This is a genomic window from Salmonella sp. SAL04162, assembly GCF_046551535.1.
In the GTDB taxonomy this organism is placed as follows: domain Bacteria; phylum Pseudomonadota; class Gammaproteobacteria; order Enterobacterales; family Enterobacteriaceae; genus Salmonella; species Salmonella enterica.
In genome coordinates this window covers 35,627-58,124 of sequence record NZ_JBGDVX010000004.1, presented here as the reverse complement: position 1 = coordinate 58,124, position 22,498 = coordinate 35,627, and the positions used below count along the sequence as shown (strand labels likewise).

The 22,498-nt window shown below is 53.6% G+C and carries 17 protein-coding genes and 2 tRNA genes; 10 read left to right on the top strand and 9 right to left on the bottom strand.

Annotated features, from left to right (window positions below; all coding sequences use genetic code 11):
• Positions 1–3: 3 nt before the first annotated feature.
• The 3 genes from ptrA to recD are packed head-to-tail and all read left to right on the top strand — an operon-like array spanning position 4 to position 8,262.
• Entirely contained in the window at positions 4–2,892 is a 2,889-nt protein-coding gene (gene ptrA / locus ACLJRH_RS09240; protein ID WP_023136659.1) for a pitrilysin, read from the top strand.
• On the top strand, positions 2,885–6,430 hold the full coding sequence (gene recB / locus ACLJRH_RS09235; RefSeq protein ID WP_023136658.1) for an exodeoxyribonuclease V subunit beta: 3,546 nt from the start codon (positions 2,885–2,887) through the stop codon (positions 6,428–6,430). The genes ptrA and recB overlap by 8 nt, the downstream gene beginning before the upstream one ends.
• Complete coding sequence (recD, locus tag ACLJRH_RS09230) at positions 6,427–8,262, top strand: exodeoxyribonuclease V subunit alpha (RefSeq protein ID WP_023136657.1); 1,836 nt, start codon at positions 6,427–6,429, stop codon at positions 8,260–8,262. Before recB ends, recD begins: the two co-directional genes overlap by 4 nt.
• Before the next feature lie 102 nt (positions 8,263–8,364).
• Here the strand turns inward: recD and argA are convergent, their stop codons facing one another.
• On the bottom strand, positions 8,365–9,696 hold the full coding sequence (argA, locus tag ACLJRH_RS09225; RefSeq protein WP_023136656.1) for an amino-acid N-acetyltransferase: 1,332 nt from the start codon (positions 9,694–9,696) through the stop codon (positions 8,365–8,367).
• A gap of 232 nt (positions 9,697–9,928) precedes the next feature.
• Between argA and amiC the strand changes: the two genes are divergently transcribed.
• Positions 9,929–11,182, top strand: coding sequence for an N-acetylmuramoyl-L-alanine amidase AmiC (amiC, locus tag ACLJRH_RS09220; RefSeq protein ID WP_000011919.1), 1,254 nt, complete (start codon positions 9,929–9,931; stop codon positions 11,180–11,182).
• Positions 11,183–11,291: 109 nt separating this feature from the next.
• On the opposite strand, the gene ACLJRH_RS09215 is transcribed toward amiC, so the two are convergent.
• Both ACLJRH_RS09215 and ACLJRH_RS09210 read right to left on the bottom strand, forming a co-directional pair.
• Positions 11,292–11,368: transfer RNA gene (locus ACLJRH_RS09215), tRNA-Met, on the bottom strand.
• Between the two features lie 29 nt (positions 11,369–11,397).
• A tRNA-Met gene (locus ACLJRH_RS09210) sits at positions 11,398–11,474 on the bottom strand.
• Positions 11,475–11,681: 207 nt separating this feature from the next.
• Here ACLJRH_RS09210 and mltA point away from each other — a divergent pair.
• Complete coding sequence (gene mltA, locus ACLJRH_RS09205) at positions 11,682–12,779, top strand: murein transglycosylase A (protein ID WP_000678621.1); 1,098 nt, start codon at positions 11,682–11,684, stop codon at positions 12,777–12,779.
• Positions 12,780–12,888: 109 nt separating this feature from the next.
• Positions 12,889–13,695: a tRNA cyclic N6-threonylcarbamoyladenosine(37) synthase TcdA gene (gene tcdA, locus ACLJRH_RS09200; RefSeq protein ID WP_023136655.1), complete on the top strand. Its 807-nt coding sequence runs from the start codon at positions 12,889–12,891 to the stop codon at positions 13,693–13,695.
• Positions 13,696–13,746: 51 nt separating this feature from the next.
• Here the strand turns inward: tcdA and rarD are convergent, their stop codons facing one another.
• The 3 genes from rarD to csdA all read right to left on the bottom strand — a co-directional run bounded on the left by rarD (position 13,747) and on the right by csdA (position 16,582).
• Positions 13,747–14,634 carry an EamA family transporter RarD gene (gene rarD, locus ACLJRH_RS09195; protein ID WP_077906266.1) on the bottom strand — a complete coding sequence of 296 codons (888 nt, stop codon included), beginning with the start codon at positions 14,632–14,634 and terminating at the stop codon, positions 13,747–13,749.
• A 299-nt stretch (positions 14,635–14,933) separates the two neighbouring features.
• Positions 14,934–15,377 carry a cysteine desulfurase sulfur acceptor subunit CsdE gene (gene csdE / locus ACLJRH_RS09190; protein WP_000184198.1) on the bottom strand — a complete coding sequence of 148 codons (444 nt, stop codon included), beginning with the start codon at positions 15,375–15,377 and terminating at the stop codon, positions 14,934–14,936.
• Positions 15,377–16,582 (bottom strand): cysteine desulfurase CsdA, encoded by a 1,206-nt coding sequence (gene csdA, locus ACLJRH_RS09185; RefSeq protein WP_000991052.1) that lies wholly within the window; start codon positions 16,580–16,582, stop codon positions 15,377–15,379. The genes csdE and csdA overlap by 1 nt, the downstream gene beginning before the upstream one ends.
• Positions 16,583–16,774: 192 nt before the next feature.
• On the opposite strand from csdA, the gene ACLJRH_RS09180 reads away from it, so the two are divergent.
• From ACLJRH_RS09180 to rlmM, 4 genes are all read left to right on the top strand, one after another.
• The gene (locus tag ACLJRH_RS09180; RefSeq protein WP_000750393.1) at positions 16,775–17,002 is read left to right on the top strand and encodes a YgdI/YgdR family lipoprotein; all 228 of its coding nucleotides are present in this window, start codon (positions 16,775–16,777) and stop codon (positions 17,000–17,002) included.
• Between the two features lie 346 nt (positions 17,003–17,348).
• A complete protein-coding gene (gene gcvA / locus ACLJRH_RS09175; protein ID WP_000044409.1) occupies positions 17,349–18,266 on the top strand; it encodes a glycine cleavage system transcriptional regulator GcvA in 918 nt (305 codons plus the stop codon).
• Between the two features lie 18 nt (positions 18,267–18,284).
• Positions 18,285–18,680: a DUF423 domain-containing protein gene (locus tag ACLJRH_RS09170; protein WP_000203913.1), complete on the top strand. Its 396-nt coding sequence runs from the start codon at positions 18,285–18,287 to the stop codon at positions 18,678–18,680.
• Positions 18,673–19,773, top strand: a complete 1,101-nt coding sequence (gene rlmM, locus ACLJRH_RS09165) for a 23S rRNA (cytidine(2498)-2'-O)-methyltransferase RlmM (protein ID WP_001045497.1) — start codon at positions 18,673–18,675, stop codon at positions 19,771–19,773. The genes ACLJRH_RS09170 and rlmM overlap by 8 nt, the downstream gene beginning before the upstream one ends.
• A 58-nt stretch (positions 19,774–19,831) precedes the next feature.
• Here rlmM and fucR read toward each other — a convergent pair whose 3' ends face one another.
• The 3 genes from fucR to fucK are packed head-to-tail and all read right to left on the bottom strand — an operon-like array spanning position 19,832 to position 22,442.
• The gene (gene fucR / locus ACLJRH_RS09160) at positions 19,832–20,542 is read right to left on the bottom strand and encodes an L-fucose operon activator (RefSeq protein WP_000642330.1); all 711 of its coding nucleotides are present in this window, start codon (positions 20,540–20,542) and stop codon (positions 19,832–19,834) included.
• Between the two features lie 57 nt (positions 20,543–20,599).
• On the bottom strand, positions 20,600–21,022 hold the full coding sequence (gene fucU / locus ACLJRH_RS09155) for an L-fucose mutarotase (RefSeq protein WP_000920848.1): 423 nt from the start codon (positions 21,020–21,022) through the stop codon (positions 20,600–20,602).
• Position 21,023: 1 nt separating this feature from the next.
• Positions 21,024–22,442 (bottom strand): L-fuculokinase, encoded by a 1,419-nt coding sequence (gene fucK / locus ACLJRH_RS09150; RefSeq protein WP_023136654.1) that lies wholly within the window; start codon positions 22,440–22,442, stop codon positions 21,024–21,026.
• Between the last annotated feature and the right edge of the window lie 56 nt (positions 22,443–22,498).

Genomic DNA, 22,498 nt, shown 5'->3' with positions numbered 1-22,498 from the left:
TGAATGCCCCGCAGCACCTGGTTCAAAGCGTTATTGTTATTGGTCGCCCTCTGGGGGCCTGCAGTTCAGGCGGATATCGGTTGGCAACCGCTGCAAGAAACTATCCGTAAAAGCGATAAAGATACCCGGCAGTATCAGGCGATACGTCTTGATAATGACATGGTGGTGTTGCTGGTATCCGATCCGCAGGCTGTAAAGTCGCTTTCTGCGTTAGTGGTGCCCGTTGGATCGCTTGAAGATCCTGAGGCTCATCAGGGGCTTGCTCATTATCTTGAGCATATGTGCCTGATGGGGTCAAAAAAATATCCGCAGGCGGATAGTCTTGCCGAATACCTTAAAAGACATGGCGGTAGCCACAACGCCAGCACCGCGCCTTATCGAACAGCCTTCTACCTGGAGGTTGAAAACGACGCGCTTCCAGGCGCCGTAGATCGCCTGGCCGACGCCATTGCCGCGCCATTGCTCGATAAAAAGTATGCCGAACGCGAACGAAACGCGGTGAATGCCGAGCTGACGATGGCGCGCACCCGCGACGGTATGCGTATGGCGCAGGTAAGCGCCGAAACCATTAACCCGGCGCATCCAGGCTCGCACTTTTCTGGCGGCAATCTGGAAACGCTAAGCGATAAGCCGGGAAATCCGGTGCAACAGGCGTTGATCGCTTTTCATGAAAAATACTATTCATCTAATCTGATGAAGGCGGTGATTTACAGTAATAAACCCTTGCCGGAACTGGCGAGTATTGCCGCCGCAACCTATGGTCGCGTGCCGAATAAACAGATTAAAAAACCGGAAATTAACGTACCTGTCATCACCGAGGCGCAGAAGGGCATCATTATTCATTACGTGCCGGCGCTACCGCGTAAAGTGCTGCGCGTGGAGTTTCGTATTGATAACAATAGCGCGCAGTTCCGTAGCAAGACCGATGAACTGGTCTCTTATCTGATTGGCAATCGTAGCCCGGGGACGCTCTCTGACTGGCTGCAAAAACAAGGACTGGTCGAAGGTATTAGCGCGGATTCCGATCCGATTGTTAATGGTAACAGCGGCGTATTTGCCATTTCGGCAACGCTGACTGATAAAGGTTTGGCCAATCGTGATGAAGTCGTCGCAGCTATCTTTAGCTATCTCAATACGTTACGTGAAAAAGGGATAGATAAACGTTACTTTGACGAGCTGGCGCATGTGCTGGATCTCGACTTCCGCTATCCGTCGATTACCCGCGATATGGACTATGTCGAATGGCTGGCGGACACTATGATCCGCGTCCCGGTAGCGCATACGCTGGATGCGGCGAATATCGCCGATCGTTACGATCCTGCCGCTATCAAAAATCGCCTGGCGATGATGACGCCGCAGAATGCGCGCATCTGGTACATTAGTCCCCAGGAACCCCATAATAAGATTGCGTATTTTGTGGATGCGCCTTATCAGGTCGATAAGATTAGCGAACAGACGTTTAAAAACTGGCAGCAAAAAGCACAGGGCATTGCGTTGTCGCTGCCGGGGTTAAACCCCTATATTCCTGATGATTTTACGCTTGTTAAGAATGACAAAAACTACGTGCGGCCAGAACTGATTGTCGATAAAGCAGATTTGCGCGTGGTTTATGCGCCGAGTCGTTATTTCGCCAGCGAGCCAAAAGCTGACGTGAGCGTGGTATTGCGTAATCCGCAGGCGATGGACAGCGCCCGCAATCAGGTACTGTTCGCCCTTAATGATTATCTGGCGGGAATGGCGCTCGATCAGCTCAGCAACCAGGCGGCAGTGGGCGGCATTAGCTTTTCTACTAATGCCAACAATGGTCTGATGGTCACTGCGAACGGTTATACCCAGCGTTTGCCGCAGCTTTTCCTGGCGTTGCTGGAAGGATATTTTAGCTACGACGCCACGGAAGAACAGCTGGCGCAGGCGAAATCCTGGTATACGCAGATGATGGATTCTGCGGAGAAGGGAAAAGCCTACGAGCAGGCGATTATGCCGGTGCAGATGATTTCGCAGGTGCCTTATTTTTCCCGTGATGAACGTCGCGCTTTGCTGCCGTCCATTACGTTGAAAGAGGTAATGGCCTATCGTAATGCGTTAAAAACGGGCGCTCGTCCGGAATTTCTGGTTATAGGGAATATGAGCGAAGCCCAGGCGACCTCTCTGGCGCAAGATGTTCAAAAACAGCTCGCGGCGAACGGATCGGCGTGGTGTCGCAACAAAGACGTGGTGGTTGAGAAAAAGCAGTCCGTAATATTTGAAAAAGCGGGCAGTAGCACCGACTCCGCGTTAGCCGCGGTCTTTGTCCCGGTCGGCTACGACGAGTACGTCAGCGCCGCCTACAGCGCGATGTTAGGTCAGATTGTTCAACCGTGGTTTTACAATCAGCTACGAACCGAAGAGCAACTGGGATACGCCGTTTTCGCCTTTCCGATGAGCGTTGGCCGTCAGTGGGGAATGGGATTCCTGCTACAGAGCAACGATAAACAGCCCTCTTACCTGTGGCAACGCTATCAGGCATTTTTCCCTGACGCCGAGGCGAAGCTGAGGGCGATGAAGCCGGAAGAGTTCGCCCAAATTCAGCAGGCGATCATTACGCAAATGCGCCAGGCGCCGCAAACGTTGGGCGAAGAAGCATCCCGTTTAAGCAAGGATTTCGATCGGGGTAATATGCGCTTTGACTCGCGTGATAAAATCATCGCTCAGATAAAATTGCTGACGCCACAAAAGCTTGCCGACTTCTTCCACCAGGCGGTGGTGGAACCACAAGGTATGGCAATATTGTCACAGATTGCCGGTAGCCAGAATGGAAAAGCAGAATACGTGCATCCGACAGGCTGGAAAGTGTGGGATAACGTCAGCGCATTGCAGCAAACGTTACCTCTAATGAGCGAAAAGAATGAATGATGTCGCCGAGACTCTTGATCCTCTGCGCTTGCCCCTGACAGGCGAGCGTCTGATTGAAGCATCAGCGGGCACAGGCAAAACGTTTACTATCGCGGCGCTGTATCTGCGGTTATTGCTCGGTCTGGGCGGCAGTGCCGCATTTCCCCGTCCGTTGACCGTTGAAGAACTGCTGGTGGTAACCTTTACGGAGGCCGCCACTGAAGAGCTGCGTGGGCGAATTCGCAGTAATATCCATGAGTTGCGCATCGCCTGTCTGCGGGAAAGCACGGATAATCCGCTGTATGCCCGCTTGCTGGAAGAAATTAGCGACAAAAAGCAGGCCGCGCAGTGGTTATTACTGGCGGAACGACAAATGGATGAGGCCGCGGTTTTTACCATCCACGGTTTTTGCCAGCGCATGCTCAGCCTGAACGCTTTCGAATCCGGTATGTTGTTTGAGCAACAGCTTATTGAAGACGAATCTTTGTTGCGTTATCAGGCCTGCGCCGATTTCTGGCGGCGTCATTGCTATCCGCTGCCGCGCGACATCGCGCAGGTGGTGTTTGACGTATGGAAGGGGCCGAAGGCGCTCTTAAAGGATATCGATCGTTATCTGCAGGGCGAAGCGCCGGTCATTAAAGCGCCGCCATCGCAGGAGGAGACGCTGGCATCGCGTCATGAACAGATCCTGGCGCGCATCAACCAGGTGAAGCAGCAGTGGTGTGAGGCGGTTAGCGAGCTGGACGCGCTAATCGAATCATCCGGCATCGATCGCAGAAAATTCAACCGCGGCAATCAGGCGAAATGGATCGAAAAGATCACCGCGTGGGCGCAAGAAGAGACCAAAAATTATCAATTACCCGAGGCGTTGGGAAAATTTTCACAGCGTTTTTTAGCTGAGCGCACCAAAGCTGGCGGCGTGACGCCCCAGCACCCATTGTTTGTCGCCATTGATAACCTGTTGGGCGAACCGCTATCGATTAAAGATCTGGTTCTTACCCGAGCGCTCTCAGAGATCCGTGAAACGGTGGCTCAGGAAAAACGACGGCGCGGCGAGCTGGGGTTTGACGATATGCTCAGCCGTTTAGATACCGCGCTGCGTAGTGAAAGCGGCGAGGCGCTGGCTACGGCGATTCGTACCCGTTTTCCGGTGGCGATGATCGATGAATTTCAGGATACCGACCCACAACAGTACCGTATTTTTCGCCGTATCTGGCGACATCAACCCGATACGGCGCTATTGCTGATTGGCGATCCTAAACAGGCGATTTATGCGTTTCGTGGCGCGGATATCTTTACCTACATGAAGGCTCGCAGCGAAGTGAGCGCGCACTATACGCTTGACACTAACTGGCGCTCCGCGCCGGGGATGGTGAATAGCGTTAACAAGCTGTTCAGTCAGATGAACGACGCCTTTATGTTCCGCGATATTCCCTTCAGTCCGGTAAAGTTTGCGCCCAGAAACCAGTCGCTGCAATTTAAAGTGAATGACGCGCCTCAACCGGCGATGACCCTGTGGCTAATGGAGGGGGAAAGCTGCGGTTCGGGCGATTATCAAAGTTATATGGCGCAGGTGTGCGCCACGCAAATTCGCGACTGGCTGCGCGCCGGACAAACGGGCGACGCGCTGCTGACGAATGGCGATTCGTCGCGGCCCGTTCGCGCCTCGGATATCAGCGTGCTGGTGCGCAGCAGGCGTGAGGCCGCGCTGATACGGGATGCGCTGACCTTACTGGCGATCCCCTCCGTCTATCTTTCTAACCGCGACAGCGTATTCGAAACGCTCGAAGCGCAGGAAATGCTGTGGGTGTTGCAGGCGGTGATGGCGCCCGAACGTGAGAATACGCTACGTAGCGCTCTGGCGACATCAATGATGGGCCTTACCGCGCTGGATATCGAAACGCTTAACAATGATGAAAATGCGTGGGATGCGGTTGTCGAAGAGTTTGATGGCTACCGGCAGATTTGGCATAAACGCGGCGTGATGCCTATGCTGCGCGCGCTAATGTCGGCGCGCAATATTGCTGAAAACCTGTTGGCGACAGCGGGAGGCGAACGTCGGCTGACGGATATTCTGCATATTAGCGAACTGTTACAGGAAGCCGGTTCGCAGCTGGAAAGCGAACATGCGCTGGTGCGTTGGCTGGCGCAACATATCCTTGAACCCGATAGCAATGCTTCCAGCCAGCAACTACGTCTGGAAAGCGATAAGCATCTGGTGCAAATCGTCACCATTCATAAATCGAAAGGTCTGGAATACCCGCTGGTCTGGTTACCTTTTATCACCCATTTCCGCGTGCAGGACCAGGCTTTTTATCACGACAGGCACTCCTACGAGGCGGTGCTGGACCTTAGTCACGCCGAAGAGAGCATAGCACTGGCGGAAACCGAACGCCTGGCGGAAGATCTGCGCCTACTTTATGTCGCGCTGACCCGTGCAGTGTGGCATTGCAGCCTCGGCGTCGCGCCGTTGGTGCGGCGTCGCAGCGATAAGAAAGGCGAGACGGATGTGCACCAAAGCGCGCTTGGGCGACTCCTGCAAAAAGGCGAACCGATGGATGCCGCAGGCCTTCGCGCCTGTATTGAGGCGCTATGCGACGAGGATATCGTGTGTCGAACGCCAGGCAATACGGATAACGACCGCTGGCAAATTGCCGCTGCATCGCACGCGGAACTCAGCGCCAGAACGCTGCAACGTCTGCTTTATGATAGCTGGCGCGTCACCAGTTATTCCGGTTTGCAGCAGCGGGGACATAGCGTGGCGCAAGATCTTATTCCTCGTCTCGACATTGACGCCGCAGGCGTTGGCGAAGCGGCGGAAGCGCCGGCAATGACGCCGCATCAATTTCCTCGCGGGGCATCGCCGGGAACATTTTTGCACAGCCTGTTTGAAGAGCTTGATTTTACTCAACCGATAGACCCCCAATGGGTACAGGAAAAACTGGAGCTGAGTGGTTTTGAAACGAGATGGGAGCCCGTACTTACCCGCTGGCTGGACACCGTGTTACACGTTCCCCTTAACGAGACGGGCGTTAGTCTGAGCGTGCTGACCGGGCGTGAAAAACAGGTCGAAATGGAGTTTTATCTGCCGATTGCCCAGCCGCTTACCGCCGGAGAGCTGGATGCGTTGATTCGTCGATACGACCCGCTTTCAGCAGGTTGCCCTGCGCTGGATTTTATGCAGGTTCGCGGCATGTTAAAGGGCTTTATCGACCTGGTGTTCCGTTATGAGGGGCGCTATTACCTGCTCGACTATAAATCTAACTGGCTGGGCGAGGATAGCGCCGCTTATACCCAGACGGCGATGGCTGCGGCGATGCAGGCGCATCGCTATGATTTGCAGTACCAGCTTTATACGCTGGCATTGCACCGTTACCTTCGTCATCGAATGACGAATTACGACTATGAACGCCATTTTGGCGGCGTCATCTATCTCTTTTTACGCGGGGTGGATAGCGAACGTCCGCAGCAGGGTATTTTTACCACTCGCCCTGCGGCGGCGTTAATTAACCAACTGGATGATATGTTTGCAGGTGAAATGAGTGAGGAGGCGCAATGACAATCCAGGAGCGGTTGCTGGAGGCCGTTGAACAAAAACTCTTACGGCCCATTGATGCCCAGTTTGCTTTAACCGTCGCCGGTAACGACGATCCCGCCGTGACGCTGGCGGCAGCGCTGCTTAGTCATGACGCAGGTGAAGGTCACGTGTGTCTGCCGTTGTCGCGTTTAACGTTAACGGAGGAGGCGCATCCCTTACTGGTCGCCTGGATAAGCGAAACGGCTACGCCAATTGACTGGAAAAAGCGGTTATTGGCGTCTGCGGCGGTTAGCTGCGGCGATAGCCCCGCGCCGTTAATTCTGTGCGGCGATCGTCTCTACCTGAATCGCATGTGGTGCAACGAGCGTACGGTTGCGCGCTTTTTTAACGAGGTTAACCAGGCCATCGCCGTAGATGAAGATCAGTTATCCCGTATTCTGGACGCGCTATTCCCTCCGACAGACGAGGTGAACTGGCAAAAGGTGGCCGCCGCCGTAGCGCTAACTCGCCGTATCTCCGTGATTTCAGGCGGTCCCGGCACCGGTAAAACCACCACCGTCGCGAAGCTGCTGGCGGCATTAATTCAAATGGCGGATGGCGAACGTTGCCGTATCCGGCTGGCGGCGCCGACCGGGAAAGCGGCCGCACGCCTGACGGAGTCGCTCGGCGCGGCGTTGCGTCAGCTTCCACTTACCGATGCGCAGAAAAAGCGTATACCGGAGGACGCCAGTACGCTGCACCGACTGCTAGGCGCACAGCCCGGCAGCCAGCGATTACGCCATCATGCGGGCAACCCGCTGCATCTGGACGTGCTGGTGGTCGATGAAGCATCAATGATTGATTTGCCGATGATGTCACGTTTGATTGACGCTCTGCCGCCGCACGGGCGGGTCATTTTTCTTGGCGATCGCGATCAGTTGGCATCCGTTGAGGCGGGCGCTGTGTTGGGCGATATTTGCGCCTATGTCAACGCAGGGTTTACGGCGGAACGCGCCCGACAGCTAAGTCGACTAACAGGGAGCGCCATTCCGGCGGGGGCCGGAACGCAAGCCGCGCCTTTACGCGATAGCCTCTGTTTGTTGCAAAAGAGCTACCGTTTCGGCAGCGATTCTGGCATCGGCAAGCTGGCGGCGGCGATTAACTGCGGCGACAGGTCGGCAATCCAGGCTGTTTTTCAGCAGGGGTTTAGCGATATAGAGAAGCGTACATTGCAAAGCAGCGACGATTATGCCGGGATGCTGGATGAAGCGCTGGCGGGCTATGGTCGCTACCTGCGGTTGCTGCATGAGAAAGCGACGCCGGAGGCAATCCTGCAGGCTTTCAATGAGTATCAACTGCTTTGCGCGCTGCGTGAAGGCCCATTTGGCGTGAGGGGACTGAATGACCGCATTGAGCAGGCGATGGTGCAGCAACGAAAAATTCAGCGGCATCCGCACTCTCGCTGGTATGAAGGGCGTCCGGTAATGATTGCGCGCAACGATAGCGCGTTGGGGTTATTTAACGGCGATATTGGTATTGCGCTCGATCGCGGACAGGGGTTACGCGTCTGGTTTGTGATGCCGGACGGCACGATCAAGTCCGTTCAGCCCAGCCGTCTGCCGGAACATGATACAACCTGGGCGATGACGGTACATAAATCACAGGGGTCTGAATTTGATCACGCCGCGCTGATTTTACCCAGCCAACGTTCGCCGGTCGTGACGCGGGAGCTGGTGTATACCGCTGTTACGCGGGCGCGGCGGCGGTTATCGCTGTATGCCGATGAACGGATCCTGGCAGGCGCGATTGTGACGCGTACAGAACGGCGCAGCGGATTAGCCACCTTATTTGATGAAGTCAGTCGTACCGGATAAGACGAGTTCTCGCCGGATGACGACGCGTAGCGTCTTATCCGGCCTCCAAATGATGCTTTCGAGCGTAGGCCTGATAAGCGCAGCGCCATCAGGCCCCCTTTGTTATCCTAAATCCGCCATCAGCACCTTTGAACGTCGCTGATAGTTATACATTTTTTTCTTGCTCTCAGGCAGTAACTCAATATCGACAGGCGTAAAACCGCGCTCCTGGAACCAGTGAATACTGCGCGTCGTCAGCACAAACAATTTACGTAGCCCCATTTGCCGCGCCTGGGCGGCAACCCGCTCCAGAAGCACTTCTCCACGCGATGAGCTGCGATAATCCGGATGTACCGCTACGCAGGCCATTTCGCCTATTTTCTCTTCCACAAAAGGATACAGCGCCGCGCAGGCGATAGTCATATTATCGCGCTGAATAATGGTAAATTTATCGATCTCTATCTCCAGTTGTTCACGGGAACGGCGTACCAGAATGCCCTGCTGTTCCAGTGGGCGGATAAGCTCCAGAATACCGCCAATATCGTTGATGGTGGCGCGGCGGATCTGCTCGGCGCTTTCCATGACGATCTGCGTACCGATACCATCACGCGAGAACAGTTCCTGTAATAGCGAGCCATCTTCCTGATAGCTGATCAGATGGCAACGACGAACGCCGCTACGACAGGCTTTTACCGCGCCGCGCAAAAAACGTACGGTTCCGGAGTTGTAATCGCCCTGCGCTTCCAACTCTTCCACCCGCGCCTGCGCTTCATTCGGGAAGAGTTCAGAAATGATGCCGCCCTCGCTATTGGTAACGCCCTGAGAAGAACAGAAACCGATCATTTTTTCCGCTTTCAGTTTAACGGCGAGTTGAGTGGCAATCTCTTCTGAGGTCAGATTAAAACTTTCGCCGGTCACTGAGACGGCGACCGGCCCCATCAGAACGATCGCGCCGTTATCCAGCTGGCGGTTGATCGCATCTTCATCAATGCGCCGGATACGGCCGCTATGACAGTAGTCCACGCCATCATCAACGCCCAGCGGCTGCGCAATGGTGAAATTGCCGCTGACGACATTAATGTGCGCGCCCTGCAGCGGCGTATTGTTCAGACTCATCGACAGACGGGCGGTAATATCAAGCTGGAGTAAACCGGCGGCCTGTTTCACCAGCTCCAGTGCTTTGGCGTCCGTCACCCGCGTGTTTTTGTGGTAAATCGGTTCATGATGATGCGCGGCCAGATTGGCGTCGATTTGCGGTCGCGCGCCATACACCACGACAAGGCGAATACCGAGGCTATGCAGTAGCCCGATATCGCTAACGATGCTGGAAAAATTGTCATGCTCAATGGCTTCGCCGCCGAGCATAATGACAAAGGTTTTTCCGCGATGGGTGTTGATATAGGGAACTGAATGGCGAAACCCTTCTACCAGTTCGGTTTTACGTTCCTTTATCATTGCGCGCCCCACTAGTGAATTATTATTCGAAATTAGTGTATTTTTATTCTGTTTTTGCCCTCTGTGCAAGCGTAAATTTTATGCGGTCCGATCGCTTTTCTTAGTAATGCCGTGAATATAAAAAGAATGTTTACCCTTTTATAGATGACAGATTATGCGTCATTCGCTAAAGTTTCCGGTCAATTTGGATGAACTTTGTATGATCTCTATTTAGTTTTTGCTCGGGAGAAGCATGTCGGGAGCCAATTCAGCAATCAGCCGTCGCCGTTTACTACAAGGCGCGGGCGCCATGTGGCTATTAAGCGTGAGCCAGGTCGGGCTGGCTGCCGTAAGCCAGGTCGTTGCGGTGCGTATCTGGCCTGCGTCCAGCTATACCCGCGTCACGGTAGAGTCGAATCGTCTGCTGAAATATAAACAATTTGCCTTAAGTAACCCGGACCGCGTGGTGGTAGATATTGAGGATGTGAATCTGAACTCGGTGCTTAAAGGCATTGGCGCGCAGATTCGCAGCGACGATCCGTATATCAAATCCGCAAGGGTAGGGCAGTTTGATCCTAAGACTGTGCGTATGGTCTTTGAGCTAAAACAAAACGTGAAGCCGCAGCTATTTGCGCTGGCGCCTGTGGCAGGCTTTAAAGAACGTCTGGTGATGGATCTTTATCCTGCCAATGCGCAGGATATGCAGGATCCGCTGCTGGCGCTGCTGGAAGACTACAATAAAGGCGATCTGGATAAACAGGTGCCGCCTTCGCAAAGCGGGCCGCAGCCCGGTAAAGCGGGGCGCGACCGCCCCATTGTTATTATGCTTGATCCGGGACACGGCGGCGAAGACCCCGGCGCGATAGGCAAATACAAAACGCGTGAAAAAGACGTGGTGCTCCAGATAGCCCGCCGCCTGCGCGCGTTAATCGAAAAAGAAGGCAACATGAAGGTCTATATGACGCGCAATGAAGACATCTTCATTCCGTTAAAAGTCCGGGTGGCGAAAGCGCAGAAACAGCGCGCCGACCTGTTTGTCTCTATTCATGCGGATGCCTTCACCAGCCGGCAGCCTAGCGGTTCATCCGTATTCGCGCTATCGACCAAAGGCGCCACCAGTACCGCGGCGAAATATCTGGCGCAAACGCAGAACGCCTCGGACTTAATTGGCGGCGTGAGCAAAAGCGGTGACCGTTATGTCGACCATACGATGTTCGATATGGTGCAATCGCTGACCATTGCCGATAGTTTGAAATTCGGTAAAGCGGTGTTGAAACAGCTTGGTAAAATTAATGACCTGCATAAAAACAAAGTCGAGCAGGCGGGGTTTGCGGTGTTAAAGGCGCCCGATATTCCGTCTATTCTGGTCGAGACGGCGTTTATCAGTAACATTGAAGAAGAACGCAAGCTCAAGACCGCGACGTTCCAGCAACAGGTCGCAGAGTCGATTCTGGCGGGCATTAAAGCGTATTTTGCCGATGGGGCGACGCTGGCGAGAAGAAGTTAACCTGAGATGACGGCGAGTTTATTGCGCGGGTAAGTAGGATGCTGCCCGCACTGTCGTTGCGGACCAGACGACAGATACAAAAAAACACCCGTAAGGGTGTTCATTAAGTTGGTTGCGGGGGCCGGATTTGAACCGACGACCTTCGGGTTATGAGCCCGACGAGCTACCAGGCTGCTCCACCCCGCGTCCGTCTAAACTTGCATTCTCATTGTAATTGGTTGCGGGGGCCGGATTTGAACCGACGACCTTCGGGTTATGAGCCCGACGAGCTACCAGGCTGCTCCACCCCGCGTCCGTGGATGCGCACTATACTCCGCTGAGCTTTTGTTGCAACCCTTTTTTCATATAAATCGCTAATTTCTCATGAATTGCGCAAATACACCGCAGATAGCGCGATTTTTAAACGAATTTACATAATGAGATCGCGATCGCATTTCATTACTTCGGACGGTTTGTTATCTTCACCGGGCACTTTCGATTACGCAGAAGACGAGACACCATGAAAGGACGTTGGGCAAAATATGTGGCGACAGGCGTAATGCTGGCAATGCTGGCTGCCTGTTCATCAAAACCGACCGATCGCGGTCAGCAATATAAGGACGGGAAATTTACCCAGCCCTTCTCCCTGGTAAACCAGCCGGACGCAGTGGGTGCGCCGATTAATGCTGGTGACTTTGCCGAGCAGGTCGACCAGATCCGTTCCGCGTCGCCGCGTTTATACACCAATCAAAGCAACGTCTATAACGCTGTCCAGAACTGGTTACGTTCCGGAGGCGATACGCGCACTATGCGCCAGTTTGGTATCGATGCCTGGCAGATGGAAGGCACCGACAACTACGGTAACGTCCAGTTCACGGGCTACTATACGCCCGTCGTTCAGGCTCGCCATACGCGGCAGGGCGCGTTCCAGTACCCTATCTATAGTATGCCGCCAAAACGCGGACGCTTACCGTCCCGCGCTCAGATCTACGCAGGCGCGCTGAGCGATAAGTACATCCTGGCCTGGAGTAATTCGCTGATGGATAACTTTATTATGGATGTCCAGGGCAGCGGTTATATTGATTTCGGTGATGGTAGTCCGCTGAACTTCTTTAGTTATGCTGGTAAAAACGGCTGGCCTTATCGCAGTATTGGTAAAGTACTTATCGATCGCGGTGAAGTGAAAAAAGAAGATATGTCGATGCAGGCTATACGCGAATGGGGAGAGAAGCACAGCGAAGCGGAAGTGCGTGAATTACTGGAGCAGAACCCGTCGTTCGTCTTCTTTAAGCCGCAATCTTTTGCGCCGGTCAAAGGCGCCAGCGCTGTACCGCTGATTGGGCGAGCATCCGTCGCCTCCGACCGCAGCATCATTCCGCCTGGCACGACCTTGTTGGCGGAAGTACCGTTGCTGGATAACAACGGTAAATTTAGCGGTCAGTATGAGCTACGTTTGATGGTCGCACTGGATGTCGGCGGAGCGATTAAAGGCCAGCACTTTGATATTTACCAGGGGATTGGCCCGGATGCCGGGCATCGTGCCGGATGGTATAATCACTATGGTCGCGTCTGGGTGTTAAAAAGCGCGCCGGGCGCCGGTAACGTGTTTAGCGGCTGATTGTGGTATTCTGCGACAACCGGATTGCCCGATAACGCGATCGCTATCGGGCCTGAAAATAGTGAGCAGGGGTGAGGAATAACCTCACCTTTTTTTATTCTGAGGTCATATGTCAGTGGTGATAAGTGATGCCTGGCGCCAACGCTTTGGCGGCACCGCGCGTCTGTATGGTGAAAAAGCGCTGCAGCGGTTTGCTGAGGCGCATATCTGCGTCGTGGGAATCGGCGGGGTGGGATCATGGGCGGCAGAGGCGCTGGCGCGTACGGGCATCGGCGCGATTACGCTGATTGATATGGACGATGTCTGCGTGACCAATACGAACCGTCAGATCCATGCGTTGCGTGATAACGTCGGGTTGGCGAAAGCGGAAGTGATGGCCGAACGGATTCGTCAAATTAACCCGGAGTGCCGGGTAACGGTTATCGATGATTTCATCACGCCGGATAATGTGGCGGGTTATATGGACGCGGGTTTTACCTATGTCATTGACGCCATTGACAGCGTTCGTCCAAAAGCCGCGCTGATTGCGTACTGTCGCCGATATAAGGTTCCTTTAGTGACCACTGGCGGCGCAGGCGGGCAGATCGATCCGACGCAAATCCAGGTCGCTGATTTGGCGAAAACCATCCAGGATCCGCTGGCGGCAAAACTGCGTGAGAGATTGAAACATAATTTTGGCGTAGTGAAGAACAGTAAAGGTAAACTGGGCGTGGACTGCGTTTTTTCCACTGAAGCGCTGGTTTACCCACAGGCGGACGGTTCCGTATGCGCGATGAAAGCTATCGCAGAAGGGCCAAAACGGATGGATTGCGCCTCTGGCTTCGGCGCGGCGACGATGGTGACGGCAACGTTCGGTTTTGTCGCCGTTTCCCATGCGCTGAAGAAGATCATGGCTAAAGCGGCGCGACAAGAATAAAAGGACGGGGCGGAGTGTCACGCAGACGCGTATCCGGCCCTGCGCCCTTTGTTAGCGAAAGAAGCGCTGTACCCTGCCGAACACCGGTTTCAGACGGGCGCGGAGATAATGGGAATATAAATTTTCAGATATGCATAGAAACAACCCGAACCATACTGCACAAAAGCAGAGCAGTTCCGCGTAATTAATGTGCTCGCCAAATATCATAATGGCAAGTAAGAACTGTAAAGACGGCTCTATATATTGCGCCAGTCCGGTGACAATCAACGAGGTATGATTTAACGCGATGGCAAATAATACCAGTGGAATGATTGTCACTGGCGCCGTCATAACATACAAAAAGAAAGGAGTATTAGCGGATATAATTGGCCCGCTATCGCTAAAGATAAAAATTAATAGTGAGACAGGCAATGCCCATAATGTTTCAATCGTTATCGATGTCATCACATCATAATGTATAAACTTTCGTGCCAGGCCATATAGCGCAAATGATAATCCCATGGTTAGCGCCAGCGCCGGGAAATGCCGTAGCATGATAATTTGAAAAGTCAGGCCACAAACACCGGAAAAAACGGCGATGGCCTGAAACAACGACAGTTTTTCTTTAAGAAAAATGCATCCCAGCGCAATAACAAATAGCGGGTTGATAAAATAGCCGAGGCTGGCATCAAGCACCAGATGATGGGTTAGCGCATAAATAAAAGATGACCATGAGACAATCATTAAAAGTCCGGCGATCATGCAGAAGAAAAAAGATTTTTTATCTTTCCAGGCATCATGAAATCGCGTTCGCTGCCGAAATAACAATCTTACTGCCAGTAATAATGGAATTGACCAGAACACCCGGTATATCAATATTTGTGCGAGATTTCCCCCTGATAAATATTGATAATATAAAGGTGTTAACCCCCATAATATAAATGCCAGTACCACAAACATGGTACCGCTACGCAGATATTTTTCCACTTATCCATATCCTGTTATAACTTCACCCGATGCGTATGAATTTTCCAGTTCTCCTGCTACGCTACATCAAGTGGCTTTATTTACTCTAAAATCTTCACGCCGTTTTAACATGGATTCTAACATTGTAATTTCATTGTGATAGCTGATAAAAATCAAAAGAATGTTTATCAGGGAAATCTGATGCAGAAACTAATAAAGTGACTGGATTATTTTATCTGCATCGCCTGACCGCCGCGGACGGCGCTGTCAGGCGACAGAATATTTACGCTATTTCAACCCTTATGCGTTGCGGCAACAATCGCTTCGCTCAGCGCGTTCAGCCCCTGACTGCGTGAGGCGCTAAGCTGGGCGCGTAAACCCAGCTCATCAAACAGCGCCAGCGGTGAACGAGCCTGCAGCTCGGCGGCGTTTTTTCCTTCCACCGCGGTGAGCAATACCGCCAGCAGGCCGCGGACAATCCGCCCCTCACTGTCGCCGAAAAAGTGCATCGTTCCGTTATCTGATCGGGTAAAGCCCAGCCAGACGCGGTTCTCGCAGCCGGCTATCTCTTTCGCCTGCGCTTTGCATTCATCCGGCAGAGCGGGGAGCTGTTTTCCTAACAGAATCAACTGACGATATTTATCCTCCCACTGGGTCAGCGGGAGAAAGATAGCGCGTAACGTCTCTTCCGTTACCGTTGTGCCGAACGGGTGTCCGGTATAAAGAGGGTTTGTCATTAATCCACCAGCAGTTCCAGCGCGCGGTCAACGGCGTTAACCAACGCATCCACATCATGTTGGGTATTATACGGCGCAAAAGAGGCGCGCAGAGTCCCTGTGACGCCAAGTTCCGCCAGCAATGGCTGGGCGCAATGTTGCCCGGCCCGGAGCGCAATACCGTATTCCGCCAGCAGCGTCACCATATCGCCGTGGTGCACGCCGACAAAATCAAAGGCCAGCAGGCTGGAGTCCTGGCAGCGGAACGAACGAAAGCCCGGACGTTTCGCCAGTGCGTCTTCCGCCAGCGTCGCCAGCCCGCGGCTCCAGTTTTCGGCCTGTTCAATATCGATATCGGACAGCCATTCCAGCGCAGCGCTCAGGCCGATGACCCCGGCGACGTTCGGCGTCCCCGCTTCCAGTTTCCAGGGAGCGCTTTGAGTGGTGAAGCCTTCAAAGCTAACGTCACGGATCATCTTGCCGCCGCCGAGCCAGGGCGACATCGCCTCAAGAAGCTCCGGCTTACCGTACAGCACGCCGATACCGGTCGGGCCATACAGTTTGTGAGCGGAAAAAGCATAAAAATCGATATCAAGCTGCTGGAGATCCGCCGGGAAGTGTACCGCGCCTTGCGCGCCATCTACCATCACTACCATTCCCGCCGCGTGAGCGGCGCTGATAGCGCTTGCGAGATCCGGGCAGCCGCCCGTTACGTTCGACATTTGCCCCAGCGCCAGAATCCGGCTGCGCGACGTGATCAGTTCCGGCAGACGCTCAACATCAGGAAGACGTCGGTCATTAAGCGGCAGTTTTATGACCTGCGCGCCGGTTTGTTGCGCCACCATCAGCCAGGGCACAAGGTTGGCGTGATGCTCGGCGACGCTAACGATAATTTCATCGCCGGGGCGCAGACGAGGACGGGCGTAACACTGCGCCACCATGTTGATCGCTTCGGTGGTGCCGCGAGTCCAGACGATACTTTTTTCATCGGGCGCGTTTAACAGTCGCGCTGCTTTTGCTCTGGCCGCTTCATATTGCGCCGTCAGGCGCTGCGCCTGTGCAAACTGGCTACGATGAACGTTACCGGCGCTCAAACAATAAAACTGGTGCGTGGCGTCAATGACTGCCTGTGGCTTTAATGCCGTGGCGGCGCTATCGAGATAAACACCCGCATCGGCTAGCGCGGGAAACTGCGCGCGAAACTGCGTGGGATTAAAAGCGTTCATGATATTCCTCGGTTCAGTTTACCGATCGTGGCGTAAAAGCGCGGCTGATACAAGGTTTGTCCTAACCATCGGAATCGTCTGTATATCCTGGCGAATTATGTAAAGGAGGTTATGCTGAATAATGTTAGGCGAATGTTTAAGCCTGTTACGGAGTCCGCTTTAAATAGCACAAACAGCTTTAAGGAGAAGAAGATGAAAAAGACTGCCGCAATTATCTCTGCATGTATGCTGACTTTTGCCCTGAGCGCCTGTTCCGGTCCTAATTACGTTATGCACACCAATGATGGACGTAGCATTGTGACCGACGGTAAACCCCAGACCGATAACGATACCGGTATGATTTCGTATAAAGACGCTAATGGCAACAAACAGCAGATCAATCGTACTGACGTGAAAGAGATGGTGGCTCTGGAAAACTAACCGTTTGTTATACAAAAAAAAGCACCGCAATATGGCGGTGCTACATTAATCACTATGGACAGACAGGGTAAATGTACAGGAAGTGAAAAAGGGTAGTCTCGCTACCGTGGTCTGAATCGCAGACCAATTGCAAACACAACAACACAACATCACAACCGTAAGCCAAAAGCCCATCAGAACACGCATTCCGATAAAACTTTTCGTTCCGGCTCAGGAAGTGCCGCCACTATAGGTATTTGCTGGTAGAACCTCAACGGACAATTTATAATGTCTCAGATTAAAAAAACTAATAGGTTACATATTGTTACCTATTTGTTAAATTCATTCGACATTAAGTCCAGAGGCCATGTCAAAACGATTACCTCCTTTAAATGCGTTACGCGTTTTTGATGCTGCCGCGCGCCATTTGAGCTTTACGCGAGCAGCGGAAGAACTTTTTGTGACGCAGGCCGCAGTAAGCCACCAAATTAAGTCACTTGAGGATTTTTTGGGGCTAAAACTGTTCCGCCGCCGCAATCGTTCGCTGCTGCTGACGGAAGAAGGCCAAAGCTATTTTCTCGACATTAAAGAGATATTTTCCCAGCTCACGGAAGCAACGCGTAAGCTCCAGGCGCGCAGTGCCAAAGGGGCGCTGACGGTGAGTTTACCGCCCAGTTTTGCCATCCAGTGGCTGGTGCCCAGACTCTCCAGCTTTAACTCAGCTTATCCGGGAATTGACGTTCGGATACAAGCCGTTGACCGTCAGGAAGATAAACTGGCAGACGATGTCGATGTCGCGATTTTTTATGGCCGGGGAAACTGGCCGGGCTTGCGCGTCGAAAAATTATACGCAGAATATTTACTGCCCGTCTGTTCTCCTTTATTGCTCACAGGCGAAAAACCGTTAAAAACGCCGGAAGATCTGGCGAAACACACGTTATTGCACGATGCTTCCCGGCGTGACTGGCAGGCCTATACTCGTCAGTTAGGGCTCAACCATATTAACGTTCAGCAAGGGCCGATATTTAGCCACAGCGCGATGGTGTTACAGGCCGCTATTCACGGACAGGGGATCGCGCTGGCGAATAATGTTATGGCGCAGTCGGAAATTGAAGCCGGGCGACTGGTGTGTCCATTTAACGATGTTCTGGTGAGTAAGAATGCTTTTTATCTGGTTTGTCATGACAGCCAGGCAGAACTGGGTAAAATAGCCGCCTTCCGTCAGTGGATTTTGGCGAAGGCGGCGACGGAGCAAGAAAAATTCCGTTTTCGTTACGAACAATAATTAACTTAGGGTATGACCATGACCAGCCGTTTTATGCTGATTGTCGCCGCTATCAGCGGTTTTATTTACGTTGCTCTGGGCGCGTTCGGGGCGCATGTTTTGAGTAAAACCCTGGGCGTGGTTGAAATGGGCTGGATTCAGACCGGCCTGCAATATCAGGCGTTCCATACGCTGGCGATCTTTGGCCTGGCGGTGGCGATGCAGCGCCGTATCAGCATCTGGTTTTACTGGAGCAGCGTTTTTCTGGCGCTGGGCACGGTGCTGTTTAGCGGCAGCCTGTACTGCCTTGCGCTTTCGCATCTGCGCCTGTGGGCGTATATCACGCCTGTCGGCGGCGTCAGTTTCCTGGTGGGCTGGGCGCTATTGCTGATTGGCGCCATTCGTATGAAACGTAAGGGCGCGAGCCATGAATAAAGTTGTATTGCTCTGCCGTCCGGGGTTTGAAAAAGAGTGCGCTGCAGAAATTACCGATAAAGCGGGAAAACGGGAAATATTTGGTTTTGCACGCGTAAAAGAGAACGCAGGCTATGTCATTTATGAATGCTACCAGCCGGAAGATGGCGAAAAGCTGATTTCAGAACTGCCGTTCAGTTCGCTGATTTTCGCCCGCCAGTGGTTTGTGGTGGGTGAACTGCTGCAACATTTACCGCCGGAAGACAGAATTACGCCGATTGTCGGCATGTTGCAGGGCGTAGTGGAAAAGGGTGGCGAGCTGCGGGTTGAAGTCGCCGACACCAATGAAAGTAAAGAACTGATGAAGTTCTGCCGCAAATTTACGGTGCCGCTGCGCGCGGCTTTGCGTGATGCGGGCGTATTGACGAATTATGAAACGCCGAAGCGTCCGGTCGTTCATGTCTTTTTTATCGCGCCAGGATGCTGCTATACCGGTTATTCGCTCGCACATAACAATTCACCGTTTTATATGGGCATCCCGCGTTTGAAGTTTCCGTCTGATGCGCCGAGCCGCTCAACGCTGAAACTGGAAGAGGCGCTCCACGTTTTCATCCCGGAAGATGAGTGGGATGAACGTCTGGCGAACGGCATGTATGCGGTGGATTTGGGCGCCTGTCCCGGCGGATGGACGTACCAGTTAGTGAAGCGCAATATGTGGGTCTACTCCGTAGATAACGGCCCGATGGCGCAAAGCCTGATGGACACCGGACAGGTGACCTGGTTGCGTGAGGATGGCTTCAGGTACCGTCCGAACCGGAATAATATTTCATGGATGGTCTGCGATATGGTGGAGAAGCCGGCCAAAGTCACCGCGTTAATGGCGCAGTGGCTGGTGAACGGCTGGTGTCGGGAGACGATTTTTAACCTTAAACTGCCGATGAAAAAACGCTATGAAGAGGTATCGCATAACCTGGCGTATCTTCAGGCGCAGTTGGATGAGCATGGCGTTAATGCGCAGATCCAGGCGCGTCAGCTTTATCACGATCGCGAAGAAGTGACGGTGCACGTGCGTCGGTTGTGGGCGGCTGTTGGCGGACGTCGCGACGAGCGATAAAAACGCGCTGCCGTCATCCGGCGCGTCATCAGCGCCGGATGGCGCACGCTTATCCGGCCTATGACTGCGGCGCATCTGAAACAATATGCGTCACGTCATCCAGATGGCCGATGCGCGCCTCTCCTGAACGATTAAATTTACTTTTATCAATCAATAGCAAAGACTGCGAGGCGCGCCTGAGCAGGATAGATTTAAAATCGGCGTTGATCGCATTTGAGTCCCACAGATCGCCGCCGCCGTCGATCCCCTCGCAGGAAAAGATGAACAGATCGATATCAAGCGATTTTAGCTGTGAGATAAGCGACGGATTAACGTAACAGCCATATTTACGTTCAAGCTGGCCGCCGGAACTTATCAGCGCAATGCGTTCGCGTTTTCCCAGCTCCTGACAGATAGGATGGCTATTGGTAAAAACCTGAATGGGAATATCCGGCAACTGGCGGGCCAGATACCAGCAGGTTGAACTGGCATCCAGCGCAATCGTCATTCCTTCTTCTATCCACGCTAACGCTTCACGGGCAATATCGGCTTTATGCGCATAATGGCTTTTCAGGCGGATATGGAATGGATCGCCGCTGTCCTGATTTTCACGATGAATATATTTAGCTCGTCCGTGATTACGCAGCACTTTTCCCTGCGTCTGTAGTTCACTGAGATCGCGGCGGATGGTCTCTTTACTGACGTTAAGCCGGGTGGCCAGCGCTTCGGTGGTCAGACTTTTATGATTGATCAGCAGATCGACTATCGCTTGTTGGCGTGCCGCTTTCATTTTTCTCACCCCATCATTCGATGAACGCCCGCGTCATGCGGGCGCACCGGCAAGAGATTACGGCGTTACCCCTTTTTTTAAAAGAATATTTCCGTACTTCGCGCACTCACCTGTGATAACGATCGCAAACGCTTTTTGCGCCCGCTCATAAAACGCATAGCGGTCGATACGAACGATATCCGGGCACGGCGCTTCTAATGACAAGGCATCGCGATAGCGCGCTTCAACGCTGGGATCGAGCGTGTCGCCTTCCACGGCGGCCATCATCACCAGCGGAGGGGCGTAGCTATCCAGCTCAAAGAGCGGAATAATTGCCCGCAGTAGATCGCTGACGCTAAGACCATCGGCGCGAATCACCTGCGGGCCCAGGCTATGCGCGGGAAAGTGAGCGTCGGAAAAAATGATTTCGTCCCCGTGGCCCATCTCGGCCAGCACTTTGAGCAGTGTCGGGGAAATTAACGGTGAAATGGTTTTTAGCATTTCATACTCCCTCAATAATTTCAGGTTCGGTTTGCGGCCAGAAATAGCGATACTGATAATTGACCTGCGCACGCGCCTGTTCCGGGCTATTAAATTCGCCTACGCCGTACCAGCCAAACATGGCAGCGCCGGCCACGGTGGTTTCCGCGTCGTCCAGCACTTTGATAGGGATATCAAGCTGATTCGCTTTAATTTGATTCCATAAAGCGTTGCGACTGCCGCCGCCAACCAGTAACAGTTCTGTGGCGTTAAAATGGCCGATTTTCTCCAGCGTGCGCAGATTACGCTGAAGTTGCGCCGTCAGGCCTTCCAGCGCGGCGCGATAGAAATGGCCGCGGGTGGTATTGAGCGTCACGCCCTGCCAGCCTGCATTTTGGCAGGCGAGCAGATCGCACTGCATCCGCACGCCTTCCGCGCCAGCGGGAATAGCGCGCGCTTCGTCGATCAGCGTTTGCCATGGCGTTTCCGGCGTCCACAGCAGTTTTCGTACCCATTCGAGTACGCCGGAGGCCAGCCACTGCATTCCGGGGTTATAAAGCCCCGACTGACTGTCCAGTTCACAGGTCGAGCCTGGATACTGGCTGAGCAGCGAGGTATCCACCTGACCGCTGCGCACCATCAGAATCTCCCATGTTCCGGAGGAGAGCACTGGTTCACCTTGCTGCGCGCCAGCGCCGAATAACGCAAACTGAGTATCGTGTCCGGCAGAGATCACCGGCACACCCGCCGGGAGACCGAGTAGCCTGGCCGCGTCTGTCTGTAGCGTGCCTATCGGGGCGCCCGCTTCCACGATACGCGGGAACAGGCGTCGCGCCAGGCCCGTCGCCTGCAGGATTTCCGGACTAAAGTCGCGCTGATGGATATCCAGTAGCTGGCTGGTGCCTGCCATAGTGATATCGGTCGTAAACTCGCCGGTCAGACGGTGGTTAATCAGCGACGAGATAAACAGCCAGCAGTGAGCTTGTTCCAGCAGGCGCGGATGATTCTCTTTAAGCCAGACCAGTTTGTACAGCGTGTTAAAGCTGAACGCGCCGACGCCGGAGAGCGTCTGCAATTGCCGGGGCGAGATAAAGCGCCCAATCGTTTCCATCACGGCAGCGGTTCGCGGGCATTTCCAACTGATGACCGGGTAGAGCAGCTCGCCCTGCGCATCGACCAGCGCGCCATCGACGCCGAACGTAGTCACCGTAATACCGCGAACAACACACTCCGACAGGGCGCTGGAAAGTGACCTGCAACAATCGGCGAAACGTTGCAGGATGGCGTCCAGCGACCACTGATGCCAGGTGCTATTTTCTGCGGCAATGTCGCTGGCGTTAGCGGTTGAGGCGCGGGCGACAATTTTCCCCTGGCGATCAACGGCGATCGCCCGAACGTTAGTCGCACCGCAGTCGAGAACCAGGATAACGTCTTGTTTCATAGATAACTCCATAAACGCCGCCCGATGGCGCTACGCTTATCCGGCCTACGGTTCAC

What these genes read in the sequence shown, in the direction of transcription:
- ptrA (WP_023136659.1), top strand. Translation starts at nt 4, where the DNA reads ATGCCCCGCAGCACCTGGTTCAAAGCGTTATTGTTATTGGTCGCCCTC.
- recB (WP_023136658.1), top strand. Translation starts at nt 2,885, where the DNA reads ATGAATGATGTCGCCGAGACTCTTGATCCTCTGCGCTTGCCCCTGACA.
- recD (WP_023136657.1), top strand. Translation starts at nt 6,427, where the DNA reads ATGACAATCCAGGAGCGGTTGCTGGAGGCCGTTGAACAAAAACTCTTA.
- argA (WP_023136656.1), bottom strand. Translation starts at nt 9,696, where the DNA reads ATGATAAAGGAACGTAAAACCGAACTGGTAGAAGGGTTTCGCCATTCA.
- amiC (WP_000011919.1), top strand. Translation starts at nt 9,929, where the DNA reads ATGTCGGGAGCCAATTCAGCAATCAGCCGTCGCCGTTTACTACAAGGC.
- mltA (WP_000678621.1), top strand. Translation starts at nt 11,682, where the DNA reads ATGAAAGGACGTTGGGCAAAATATGTGGCGACAGGCGTAATGCTGGCA.
- tcdA (WP_023136655.1), top strand. Translation starts at nt 12,889, where the DNA reads ATGTCAGTGGTGATAAGTGATGCCTGGCGCCAACGCTTTGGCGGCACC.
- rarD (WP_077906266.1), bottom strand. Translation starts at nt 14,634, where the DNA reads ATGTTTGTGGTACTGGCATTTATATTATGGGGGTTAACACCTTTATAT.
- csdE (WP_000184198.1), bottom strand. Translation starts at nt 15,377, where the DNA reads ATGACAAACCCTCTTTATACCGGACACCCGTTCGGCACAACGGTAACG.
- csdA (WP_000991052.1), bottom strand. Translation starts at nt 16,582, where the DNA reads ATGAACGCTTTTAATCCCACGCAGTTTCGCGCGCAGTTTCCCGCGCTA.
- ACLJRH_RS09180 (WP_000750393.1), top strand. Translation starts at nt 16,775, where the DNA reads ATGAAAAAGACTGCCGCAATTATCTCTGCATGTATGCTGACTTTTGCC.
- gcvA (WP_000044409.1), top strand. Translation starts at nt 17,349, where the DNA reads ATGTCAAAACGATTACCTCCTTTAAATGCGTTACGCGTTTTTGATGCT.
- ACLJRH_RS09170 (WP_000203913.1), top strand. Translation starts at nt 18,285, where the DNA reads ATGACCAGCCGTTTTATGCTGATTGTCGCCGCTATCAGCGGTTTTATT.
- rlmM (WP_001045497.1), top strand. Translation starts at nt 18,673, where the DNA reads ATGAATAAAGTTGTATTGCTCTGCCGTCCGGGGTTTGAAAAAGAGTGC.
- fucR (WP_000642330.1), bottom strand. Translation starts at nt 20,542, where the DNA reads ATGAAAGCGGCACGCCAACAAGCGATAGTCGATCTGCTGATCAATCAT.
- fucU (WP_000920848.1), bottom strand. Translation starts at nt 21,022, where the DNA reads ATGCTAAAAACCATTTCACCGTTAATTTCCCCGACACTGCTCAAAGTG.
- fucK (WP_023136654.1), bottom strand. Translation starts at nt 22,442, where the DNA reads ATGAAACAAGACGTTATCCTGGTTCTCGACTGCGGTGCGACTAACGTT.